This is a genomic window from Staphylococcus sp. KUGN1 (assembly GCF_045984185.1).
Classification (GTDB): domain Bacteria; phylum Bacillota; class Bacilli; order Staphylococcales; family Staphylococcaceae; genus Staphylococcus; species Staphylococcus warneri_A.
Map to the genome: position 1 here is coordinate 677,829 of NZ_JBJQIL010000001.1, position 11,944 is coordinate 689,772.

At 33.0% G+C, this 11,944-nt stretch carries 9 protein-coding genes; all 9 read left to right on the forward strand.

The annotated features are described in order from the left end of the window. Positions 1-34 precede the first annotated feature (34 nt). The 9 genes from uppS (at position 35) to ACJQQZ_RS03495 (ending at position 11,941) form a co-directional block, all read left to right on the forward strand. Positions 35-805 carry an undecaprenyl pyrophosphate synthase gene (gene uppS, locus ACJQQZ_RS03455; protein ID WP_124228348.1) on the forward strand — a complete coding sequence of 257 codons (771 nt, stop codon included), beginning with the start codon at positions 35-37 and terminating at the stop codon, positions 803-805. Between the two features lie 3 nt (positions 806-808). Next, entirely contained in the window at positions 809-1,591 is a 783-nt protein-coding gene (locus tag ACJQQZ_RS03460) for a phosphatidate cytidylyltransferase (RefSeq protein WP_002450551.1), read from the forward strand. Between the two features lie 240 nt (positions 1,592-1,831). Further along, positions 1,832-3,118: an RIP metalloprotease RseP gene (gene rseP, locus ACJQQZ_RS03465; RefSeq protein ID WP_107541011.1), complete on the forward strand. Its 1,287-nt coding sequence runs from the start codon at positions 1,832-1,834 to the stop codon at positions 3,116-3,118. A gap of 19 nt (positions 3,119-3,137) precedes the next feature. After that, positions 3,138-4,841, forward strand: a complete 1,704-nt coding sequence (locus ACJQQZ_RS03470) for a proline--tRNA ligase (protein ID WP_124228347.1) — start codon at positions 3,138-3,140, stop codon at positions 4,839-4,841. A gap of 265 nt (positions 4,842-5,106) precedes the next feature. Further along, complete coding sequence (locus tag ACJQQZ_RS03475) at positions 5,107-9,417, forward strand: PolC-type DNA polymerase III (protein ID WP_145505348.1); 4,311 nt, start codon at positions 5,107-5,109, stop codon at positions 9,415-9,417. A gap of 182 nt (positions 9,418-9,599) precedes the next feature. Then, positions 9,600-10,067, forward strand: coding sequence for a ribosome maturation factor RimP (gene rimP, locus ACJQQZ_RS03480; RefSeq protein WP_049425144.1), 468 nt, complete (start codon positions 9,600-9,602; stop codon positions 10,065-10,067). A 20-nt stretch (positions 10,068-10,087) separates the two neighbouring features. Then, complete coding sequence (gene nusA, locus ACJQQZ_RS03485) at positions 10,088-11,320, forward strand: transcription termination factor NusA (RefSeq protein WP_002450546.1); 1,233 nt, start codon at positions 10,088-10,090, stop codon at positions 11,318-11,320. Positions 11,321-11,339: 19 nt separating this feature from the next. Continuing rightward, the gene (rnpM, locus tag ACJQQZ_RS03490; protein WP_002450545.1) at positions 11,340-11,627 is read left to right on the forward strand and encodes an RNase P modulator RnpM; all 288 of its coding nucleotides are present in this window, start codon (positions 11,340-11,342) and stop codon (positions 11,625-11,627) included. After that, on the forward strand, positions 11,624-11,941 hold the full coding sequence (locus ACJQQZ_RS03495; RefSeq protein ID WP_002450544.1) for a L7Ae/L30e/S12e/Gadd45 family ribosomal protein: 318 nt from the start codon (positions 11,624-11,626) through the stop codon (positions 11,939-11,941). Before rnpM ends, ACJQQZ_RS03495 begins: the two co-directional genes overlap by 4 nt. The last annotated feature ends 3 nt before the right edge of the window (positions 11,942-11,944 follow it).

Sequence of the window (11,944 nt, forward strand, 5' to 3'; positions counted from 1 at the left end):
TAATACAGAGATGATCAGGCTCGGAGGAAAGACCATGTTTAAAAAGCTTAGAAATAATAATAAGAGTGAAAGTAATCAATTTAATGATTTAGATTTACATAATATACCTGAACATGTTGCAATTATCATGGATGGTAATGGCCGTTGGGCTAAACAACGCAAAATGCCTCGTATTAAAGGACATTATGAAGGTATGCAAACAATCAAGAAGGTCACACGAGAAACTAGTGATATCGGTATTAAATATCTTACCTTATACGCTTTCTCCACTGAAAATTGGTCTAGACCTGAAAGTGAAGTAAACTATATTATGAATTTACCAGTTAACTTTTTAAAAACATTTCTACCAGAATTGATAGAGAAGAATGTTAAAGTTGAAACAATTGGTTTTCAAAAAGGGTTACCGACATCAACAATCGAAGCTATTGATCATGCCAAAGAAAAAACGAAAAATAATACAGGATTAAGATTAATTTTTGCCATCAATTATGGTGGGCGTGCTGAAATCGTTCAAAGTTTTAAAACGATTGTAGATGAAATCCAACATAAAGGATTGAGTAGTGATGATATTAACGAAGATTTAATTAATCAACACTTGATGACTAAGAATTATCCTGATCCAGAATTATTAATTAGAACTTCTGGTGAGCAACGAATAAGCAACTTTTTAATTTGGCAAGTTTCATATAGTGAATTCATATTTAATGAAAAATTATGGCCAGACTTTGATGGTGACGAATTGAAAAATTGTTTAAAAATTTACCAATCACGCCAAAGACGTTTTGGAGGATTGAGTGAGGAGTAAAGTATGAAAGTAAGAACATTGACAGCGATTATTGCTTTATTAATTTTCTTGCCTATCCTTTTAAAGGGTGGATTAGTACTAATGCTTTTTGCTTATTTATTAGCATTAATTGCATTAAAAGAACTTTTAAATATGAATATGATTAAATTTATTTCAATTCCCGGGATAATAAGTGCAATCGGTTTAATTATTATTATGCTTCCTCAAGATGCCGGAGATTGGGTACAAGTCATACAGTTGAAAAGTTTAGTCGCAATGAGTTTTATAGTACTCAGTTATACTGTTTTATCAAAAAATAGATTTAGTTTTATGGATGCAGCATTTTGTTTAATGAGCGTTGCCTATGTCGGAATTGGTTTTATGTACTTTTATGAAACGCGTTCAGAAGGATTACACTACATTTTATATGCATTCTTAATAGTTTGGTTAACAGATACTGGTGCTTACATTTTTGGCCGTTTAATGGGCAAACATAAGTTATGGCCAGTTATAAGTCCAAACAAAACAATTGAAGGATTTATTGGTGGTCTTTTCTGTAGTTTACTTGTACCGCTAGTAATGCAGTTTTTTGTAGATTTTAATTTAAACGTGTGGTTATTGTTAATTGTGACCATCATCTTAAGCATGTTTGGACAATTAGGTGATCTAGTAGAATCTGGATTTAAACGTCATTTCGGTGTGAAAGATTCTGGAAGAATTTTACCAGGACATGGTGGTATATTAGATAGATTTGATAGTTTCATGTTTGTTTTACCATTGTTAAACATTCTTTTAATTCAAATTTAATATCTTGAAGCATTTTTTAATAAATAAAATGTTATAATGGGGGAGTTATTGAGATGTTCATAGCATTTCTTAACTCCTTTTCATAACTTATACATAATTTTCATTGGTACAAAAGTATAATGAACATGATTAGCCAAATTAATATGCTAATTAAGTCAAACGTAATATAATGTCTTATATTATCTTTTAATAATTAATCGAGAGAAATTTGAAATATTACTTAAAATAGAGGTGTAGCGAGTGAGCTCATTAATAACAATATTAGCGTTCATCATCGTTTTTGGTGTTCTTGTAACTGTCCACGAATATGGACATATGTTCTTTGCTAAGAGAGCGGGCATTATGTGCCCAGAATTTGCCATCGGTATGGGACCGAAAATCTTTAGTTTTAGAAAAGATGAAACGTTATATACAATTCGTATTTTGCCTGTAGGCGGATATGTGCGTATGGCAGGTGATGGTCTTGAGGAGCCGCCTGTTGAACCAGGTATGAACGTAAAAATTAAATTAAATGATCATGATCAAATTACACATATCATTTTAGATGATCAACATAAATTCCAACAAATTGAAGCTATTGAAGTGAAAAAATGTGATTTTAAAGATGATCTTTTTATTGAAGGTATCACATCATATGATGAAGAGCGTCATCATTTCAATATCGCTAAGAAAGCATATTTCGTTGAAAATGGTAGCTTAATTCAAATAGCACCTAGAGAACGTCAATTCACACATAAGAAGCCGTTACCCAAATTTTTAACATTATTTGCCGGCCCGTTATTTAACTTTATTTTGGCTATCGTACTATTTATTGGATTAGCATATTATCATGGTACACCTACAACAACAGTAGGCGATTTAGCCAAAGGTTATCCCGCTGAAAAAGCAGGATTAAAAGCAGGCGACAAAATTGAACAAATTGGTAACCACAAAGTTAAAGATTATAATGATATTTCAAACATTTTAGATAAAAATAAATCTGCTAAAACTACTGTTAAAGTTGAACGAAACGGTAAGATGAAATCAATCGATATCGAACCTAAGAAAACTGAAATCAAACAAACAAAGAATAAATCTGAGACAGTTTATCAAATTGGATTCAAACCGAAAACAGAACATACGGTATTTAAGCCTCTTGTCGCAGGAGTTGAACAGTTCTTTAAAGCAGGTACGTTAATATTTACAGCAGTCGTTGGCATGCTTGCGAGTATCTTTACTGGTGGTTTTTCATTTGACATGTTGAATGGGCCAGTAGGTATTTATCATAATGTGGATTCAGTTGTGAAATCGGGAATTATTAACTTGATCACATATACAGCATTATTAAGTGTAAACTTAGGTATTATGAATTTATTACCAATTCCAGCATTAGACGGTGGAAGAATTTTATTTGTGATTTACGAAGCAATATTTAGAAAACCTATTAATAAAAAGGCAGAAACAGGTATTATTGCAGTCGGTGCAATCTTTGTAGTTATCATTATGATTCTAGTAACATGGAACGATATTCAAAGATATTTCTTATAAATAGGGAGGCAAAGTAACTATGAAACAATCTAAAGTTTTTATACCAACTATGAGAGAAGTGCCAGCAGAAGCTGAAGCTTTAAGTCATCGTTTATTATTAAAAGCAGGTTTAATTAAACAAAGTACAAGTGGAATATATAGCTATTTACCATTAGCTACACGTGTTCTGAATAATATTTCTAAGATTATACGTGAAGAAATGGAAAAAGTAGATGCAGTAGAAATTTTAATGCCAGCGCTCCAACAAGCTGAATTATGGGAAGAATCAGGCCGTTGGGGTGCATATGGTCCTGAATTAATGCGATTAAAAGACCGTAATGGACGCGAATTTGCATTAGGACCAACGCATGAAGAAGTAGTGACATCACTTGTTAGAGATGAGTTAAAGTCATACAAACGTTTACCTTTAACGTTGTTCCAAATCCAATCTAAATTTAGAGACGAACAACGTCCACGTTTTGGGTTACTTCGTGGTAGAGAATTTATCATGAAAGATGCTTATTCTTTCCATGCTGATGAAGCATCATTAGATGAAACTTATCAAGATATGTATAACGCGTATGATCGTATATTTAAACGAGTAGGCATCAATGCACGACCTGTTGTAGCAGATTCAGGGGCAATTGGTGGTAATCATACACATGAGTTTATGGCTTTAAGTGAAATTGGTGAAGACACTATCGTTTATAGTAATGAAAGTGATTATGCTGCCAACATTGAAAAAGCAGAAGTGGTTTATACAGCTAACCCTAAAAATACTGAAGTTGCTGAATTGAAAAAGGTAGAGACACCTAATATAAAAACAGCTGAAGAAGTAGCTGAATATTTAAATCGTCCGCTAGATGAAATTGTGAAAACAATGACATTTAAAGTGGATGGCGAGTTTATCATGGTACTTGTAAGAGGACATCATGAGTTGAATGACGTGAAATTAAAAGCATACTTTGGTACAGACCAAATTGAAATGGCTAGCCAAGATGAAATTGTTAATATTGTGGGTGCACATCCAGGTTCATTAGGTCCTATTCATGATAAAGATATTAAAATCTATGCTGACCATTTTGTTCAAGACTTAAATAACTTTGTGATTGGTGCAAATGAAGATGGATATCATTTCGAAAATGCACAATTAGATCGTGATTTTAAAGTTGACGAATTTGGAGACTTTAGATTTATCTTAGAAGGTGAACCTTTAAGTGATGGTTCTGGAAATGCACAATTTGCAGAAGGAATAGAAGTTGGACAAGTCTTTAAACTCGGAACAAAATATTCTGAATCAATGAATGCGACTTTCTTAGATAACCAAGGTAAAGCACAACCGCTCATTATGGGTTGTTATGGTATTGGCGTGTCTAGAACATTGAGTGCTATAGTAGAACAACACCATGACGATAACGGTATTATTTGGCCTAAATCAGTTACACCATTTGATTTACATTTAATTACAATTAACCCTAAAAAAGAGGAACAACGTGAGCTAGGTGATCAATTATATGATCAATTAATGAATAACTATGATGTACTATATGATGATCGCCAAGAACGTGCGGGTGTTAAATTTAACGATGCTGATTTAATAGGTTTACCATTGAGAGTTGTAGTTGGTAAACGTGCAGAAGAAGGTATTGTAGAAGTTAAACAACGTTCAACAGGTGAAAGTGAAGAAATTCATATTGATGATTTAGAAAATTATATTAAAGATTTATATTTAACATTAAACTAAATATGAACATTTGACCTTTTAGGTTTTATGTATTGGGAGTGTGATGATGGATTCAATTAGAATTCTTATCCACTCCTTATTTTTCGTAAATGTATTTAATTCATATCGATGAAATCTATACCAATTAAGCGTATAATAAGATATAAATTTGCTTTGAACTTCGAACGATTCATCAGTATAATTTGTATGATTGATTTCATAATTCCAAATTACTAATTCAAGCAATGTTAAAGAGTATAAATTTAAGGTGGTTTTCATATTGGCAATGACAAATCAGGAAAAATTTAAAGTACTTGCTGATCAAATTAAAATTTCTAATCAATTAGATTCAGAAATCCTACAGCAAGGAGAACTAACTAGAATTGATGTCTCAAGTAAAAATAGAACATGGGAATTTCATATTACATTGCCATATTTCTTATCTCATGAAGATTATTTACTTTTTAATCATGCGATTGTAGAAGAATTTAAAGAAATAGCGGATGTAAGCTGTCATTTCACGATAGAAAACACTGATAATCAAGATGAACAGGCAATTAAATATTTTGCACATTGTATCGATCAAACTGCCTTATCTCCTAAAGTAAAAGGGCAGTTAAAACAAAAACGCTTGATTATGTCAGGTAATGTTCTAAAAGTAATGGTTTCCAATGATATTGAACGTAACCATTTTGATAAGGCATGTAATGGTAGTTTAGTCGCTGCTTTTAAAAAATGCGGATTTAAAATAGATAAAGTCGTATTTGAAACAGATAATACTAACCATGATGAAGATCTAGCATCATTAGAAGCGCATATTCAAGAAGAAGATGAACAAAGTGCACGTGAGGCTACTGAAAAACTTGAAAAAATGAAAGCGGAAAAAGCAAAACAACAAGATAACAACGAAAGCGATGTAGATAAATGTCAAATTGGTAAACCAATTCAAGTTGAAAATTTAAGATCAATAGAATCGATTATAGAAGAAGAATTTAAAGTGGCAATTGAGGGCGTTATATTTGATATTAATTTAAAAGAATTGAAAAGTGGACGTCATATCGTAGAATTGAAAGTAACGGATTATACAGATTCATTAGTATTGAAAATGTTTACTCGTAAAAATAAAAATGATTTAGATCATTTTAAAGCCTTAAGTGTAGGAAAGTGGGTTCGTGCACAAGGTCGTATTGAAGAAGATACTTTTGTTAGAGATTTAGTTATGATGATGTCTGATATTGAAGAAATTAAAAAATCGCCTAAAAAAGATAAGGCAGAAAATAAAAGAGTTGAATTCCATTTACATACATCAATGAGTCAAATGGATGGCATACCTAATATTGGCGGCTATGTAGCGCAAGCAGCTGATTGGGGTCATCAAGCGATTGCTGTGACAGATCATAATGTTGTTCAAGCATTTCCAGATGCCCATGCTGCTGCTGAAAAACATGGTATCAAAATGATATATGGTATGGAAGGTATGTTAGTGGATGATGGTGTACCTATTGCTTACAAACCTACAGATCGAGATTTAAAAGATGCTACATATGTTGTTTTTGACGTAGAAACGACTGGTTTATCTAATCAATATGATAAAATTATCGAATTAGCAGCTGTTAAAGTACATAACGGAGAAATCATAGATAAGTTTGAAAGATTTAGTAATCCTCATGAGAAATTATCAGAAACAATTATTAATTTAACTCATATTACAGATGATATGCTAACTGATGCTCCTGAAATAGAAGATGTACTTACAGAATTCAAAGAATGGGTAGGAGATGCCATATTCGTGGCCCATAACGCCTCATTCGATATGGGATTCATTGATACAGGTTATGAACGCCTTGGATTCGGCCCTTCAACTAATGGTGTAATTGATACACTAGAATTATCTCGTACTATAAATACTGATTATGGTAAGCATGGTTTGAACTTCCTTGCTAAAAAATATGGTGTGGACTTAACACAACATCATAGAGCGATATATGATACTGAAGCTACTGCATATATTTTTATTAAAATGGTTCAACAGATGAAAGAACTTGGCGTGACAAATCATATAGATATTAATCAAAAACTATCTAATGAAGATGCATATAAACGTGCTAGACCATCACATGTCACATTAATAGTTCAAAATCAACAAGGTTTAAAAAATCTTTTCAAAATTGTGAGTGAATCATTAGTAACCTATTATTATAGAACACCAAGAATACCGAGATCTTTATTAAATGAGTATAGAGAAGGTTTGCTTGTTGGAACGGCATGTGATGAAGGTGAATTATTTACAGCTGTCATGCAAAGAGATCAATCAGAAGTAGAAAAAATAGCAAAGTATTATGACTTTATTGAAGTACAACCACCAGCACTTTATCAAGATCTTATTGATCGTGAACTCATTAGAGATACTGAAACACTTCATGAGATTTATCATCGTTTAATTGAAGCTGGAAAGAGTGCTAATATTCCTGTTATAGCAACAGGTAATGCACACTATTTATATGAACACGATGCCATCGCTCGTAAAATTTTAATTGCTTCCCAACCGGGGAATCCTTTAAATCGTTCAACTTTACCAGAAGCACATTTTAGAACAACCGACGAAATGTTGGATGAATTACATTTCTTAGGTGAAGAAAAGGCTTATGAGTTAGTTGTAACAAATACTAATGCCTTAGCAGATCAAATTGAACGTGTTGTACCAATTAAAGATAAATTATATACACCACGAATGGATGGTGCGAATGAAGAAATAAGAGAATTAAGTTATAGCAATGCCAAAAAGTTATATGGTGAAGATTTACCTCAAATTGTTATTGATCGTTTAGAGAAAGAACTAGATAGTATTATAGGGAACGGTTTCTCAGTTATTTATTTAATTTCACAACGTTTGGTTAAAAAATCTTTAGATGATGGTTACTTAGTAGGTTCACGTGGTTCTGTAGGATCAAGCTTTGTAGCGACTATGACAGAAATCACTGAAGTTAACCCATTGCCGCCACATTACATTTGTACGCATTGTAAAACGAGTGAGTTTTTCGACGATGGTTCTGTTGGTTCAGGATTCGATTTACCCGATAAAAAATGTCCTGAATGTGGCAATGAGCTAATTAAAGAGGGGCAAGATATACCTTTCGAAACGTTCTTAGGATTTAAAGGTGATAAGGTACCAGATATCGACTTAAACTTCAGTGGTGAATATCAACCTAATGCACATAACTATACAAAAGTATTATTCGGTGAAGACAAAGTATTCCGTGCAGGAACAATTGGTACAGTTGCCGAAAAAACTGCATTTGGATTTGTTAAAGGTTATCTTAATGACCAAGGTATTCATAAACGTGGAGCAGAGGTGGATCGTTTAGTTAAAGGTTGTACAGGTGTTAAACGTACAACTGGACAACACCCTGGTGGTATTATCGTAGTTCCAGACTACATGGATATTTATGATTTTACACCTATACAATATCCAGCAGATGACCAAAGTTCTGCTTGGATGACAACACATTTTGATTTCCATTCTATCCATGATAACGTCTTAAAACTCGATATACTTGGACACGATGATCCAACTATGATACGTATGCTACAAGATTTATCTGGCATTGATCCTAAAACGATTCCTGTGGATGATAAAGAAACTATGAAAATATTTAGTAGTCCAGAAAGTTTAGGTGTGACTGAAGAAGATATTTTATGTAAAACAGGGACATTTGGTGTACCGGAATTTGGTACGGGATTTGTAAGACAAATGCTTGAAGATACTAAACCAACAACATTTTCTGAATTAGTACAAATTTCTGGACTATCACATGGTACAGATGTTTGGTTAGGTAACGCACAAGAACTAATCCGTGCAGGTATTTGTGATTTATCATCAGTTATTGGTTGTCGTGACGACATCATGGTATATCTGATGTATGCAGGATTAGAACCATCTATGGCCTTCAAAACAATGGAATTTGTACGTAAAGGACGTGGCTTAACTGATGAAATGGTTGAAGCTATGAAAGAAAATGACGTTCCTGATTGGTATCTAGATTCTTGTCGTAAAATCAAATACATGTTCCCTAAAGCCCATGCGGCAGCCTATGTATTAATGGCAGTCCGTATCGCATACTTTAAGGTACATCATCCTTTATATTATTATGCGTCTTACTTTACAGTTAGAGCATCTGATTTTGATTTAATTACTATGATTAAAGATAAAACAGGTATTAAAAACACTGTAAAAGATATGTACTCTCGCTATATGGATTTAGGTAAAAAAGAAAAAGATGTATTAACAGTATTAGAAATAATGAATGAAATGGCTCATCGAGGTTATCGTATGCAACCGATTAGTTTAGAAAAAAGCCAAGCGTTTGATTTCATTATTGAAGGTGATACATTGATTCCACCATTTATAGCCGTACCAGGACTAGGTGAAAATGTTGCCAAACGAATTGTTGAAGCAAGAGAAGAAGGACCATTTTTATCTAAAGAAGATTTAAATAAAAAAGCAGGTTTATCACAAAAGGTTATTGAATATCTAGACGATTTAGGCTCATTACCAGGATTACCTGATAAAGCACAATTATCTATTTTTGACATGTAATGTAAAACAATAAAGAAGTTATTAAATTATTAAGTGTATACAGGGATGTTCCCATTAATTAGGGTGTGATTTGTTTACTAGTATAACTTATGGTATACTTAGATTGCTTAAAAAATTAGTAACTCAGGCAAAAGAGTGGGCATAAACCCGCTCTTTTCTATTTGCCTAAAAGGGAGGCCTGTATGAGTAAAATAGCTGAACAAGTTGAACCTATTATTCAACCCGTATTAGATGACCTTAACTTTGAACTAGTTGAAATTGAGTATGTTAAAGAAGGTAAAGATCATTTTTTAAGAATTTCAATAGACAAAGAAGGTGGCGTCGATCTTAATGATTGTACGTTAGCCTCAGAAAAGATTAGCGAAGCGATGGATGAAAATGATCCAATACCTGAAATGTACTACTTAGATGTAGCATCTCCAGGTGCTGAAAGACCTATTAAGAATGAGAAAGCGCTTAAAGATGCAATATCACATCCCATTTTTATTTCACTTTATGTACCAATCGAAAATGAAAAAGAATGGTTAGGTATTTTAAAAGAAGTCAAAGAGGATATTATATTAATAGAAGTCAAAGAAAAATCTAAAACAAAAACGATAGAGATACCACGCAATAAAATTGCAAAAGCACGTCACGCAGTAATGCTATAACGTGGTGAGGAGGAAGAGCCGTGTCAAGTAATGAATTATTATTAGCTACTGAATATTTAGAAAAGGAAAAGAAAATTCCAAGAGAAGTATTAATTGATGCTATTGAAGCAGCTTTAATTACTGCTTACAAAAAAAACTATGATAGTGCCAGAAATGTTAGGGTAGAACTTAATATGGACGAAGGTACTTTCAAAGTTATTGCTAGAAAAGAAGTTGTTGAAGAAGTATTCGATGATAGAGAAGAAGTTGATATTAGTACTGCATTAGTTAAAAATCCAGCATACGAGATTGGTGACATATATGAAGAAGATGTGACGCCACAAGATTTCGGACGTGTTGGTGCTCAAGCAGCTAAACAAGCAGTCATGCAACGTTTGAGAGATGCTGAAAGAGAAATTCTTTATGATGAATTTATCGATAAAGAAGAAGACATCTTAACGGGTGTGATCGATCGTGTAGACCATAGATATGTTTACGTTAATTTAGGTCGTATTGAAGCAGTATTGTCTGAGGCAGAAAGAAGTCCGAATGAAAGCTATATCCCTAACGAAAGAATTAAAGTCTTTGTTAACAAAGTTGAACAAACAACTAAAGGACCTCAAATTTATGTTTCAAGAAGCCATCCAGGCTTATTAAAACGACTATTTGAACAAGAAGTACCTGAAATCTTTGATGGTACCGTTATTGTTAAATCAGTAGCACGTGAAGCAGGAGATCGTTCTAAAATTAGTGTGTACTCTGATAATCCTGAAATCGATGCAGTAGGTGCTTGTGTCGGATCAAAAGGTGCTCGTGTTGAAGCTGTAGTAGAAGAACTTGGTGGAGAAAAAATTGATATTGTTCAATGGAATGAAGATCCTAAAGTATTTGTAAGAAATGCTTTAAGTCCATCACAAGTGTTAGAAGTTATCGTAGACGAAGAAAATCAATCTACAGTAGTAGTTGTACCAGACTATCAATTATCATTAGCAATTGGTAAACGTGGTCAAAACGCACGTTTAGCTGCTAAACTAACTGGTTGGAAAATTGATATTAAATCTGAAAGTGATGCTCGTGAAGCAGGCGTTTATCCTGTTATTGAATCAGAAGAAATTGCTGATGAAGTTGTAAATACTGGTGATGAAGACATTGAATTTGAAGATGTGAATTTAGAAGAATCAAATTTAACTACTGCCGAATTAGCAGCTGAAACAGATGAAACGTTAGAAGATACGGATGAAGTTACTACTGAAGATAAAGATACAGAAAAATAGGTTGGAGTGATGATTGAACATGAAAAAGAAAAAAATTCCAATGCGTAAATGTATCATATCTAATGAAATGCATCCAAAGAAAGATATGATTAGAGTTGTAATTAACAAAGAAGGCGAAATATTCGCTGATGCTACTGGTAAAAAACAAGGCCGTGGTGCCTATGTTTCAAAAGATGTTCAATTAGTAGAAAAAGCACAACAAAAGGAAGTTTTAGAAAAATATTTTAAAGCTTCTAAAGAACAATTAGAGCCTGTATATAAAGAGGTTATTCGTTTAATTTATAGAGAAGAGATTCCAACAAAATGATTAATGAGAAGATATTTAATTTTTTAGGTCTTGCGATGAGAGCAGGTAAAGTGAAAACGGGTGAATCAGTTATTGTCAATGATATGCAAAAAGGCAATATAAAGTTAGTTATATTAGCTAATGATGCTTCTCCAAACACTATGAAATTAATTAAAAATAAAACTTCGAGTTATAAAGTGCCTTTAAGGGTATTTGGAACTAGAGAAGAATTAGGGATAGCACTTGGTAAAGGCGAGAGAGTCAACGTTGGCATTACTGATCAAGGTTTTGCCAAAAAGTTGCTGTCTATGATAGATGAATATCGTGAGGAGTGATTA

Coding starts and splice junctions, on each gene's coding strand:
- ACJQQZ_RS03475 (WP_145505348.1), top strand. CDS start 5,107: ATGACAAATCAGGAAAAATTTAAAGTACTTGCTGATCAAATTAAAATT.
- uppS (WP_124228348.1), top strand. CDS start 35: ATGTTTAAAAAGCTTAGAAATAATAATAAGAGTGAAAGTAATCAATTT.
- ACJQQZ_RS03495 (WP_002450544.1), top strand. CDS start 11,624: ATGATTAATGAGAAGATATTTAATTTTTTAGGTCTTGCGATGAGAGCA.
- rnpM (WP_002450545.1), top strand. CDS start 11,340: ATGAAAAAGAAAAAAATTCCAATGCGTAAATGTATCATATCTAATGAA.
- ACJQQZ_RS03460 (WP_002450551.1), top strand. CDS start 809: ATGAAAGTAAGAACATTGACAGCGATTATTGCTTTATTAATTTTCTTG.
- rimP (WP_049425144.1), top strand. CDS start 9,600: ATGAGTAAAATAGCTGAACAAGTTGAACCTATTATTCAACCCGTATTA.
- ACJQQZ_RS03470 (WP_124228347.1), top strand. CDS start 3,138: ATGAAACAATCTAAAGTTTTTATACCAACTATGAGAGAAGTGCCAGCA.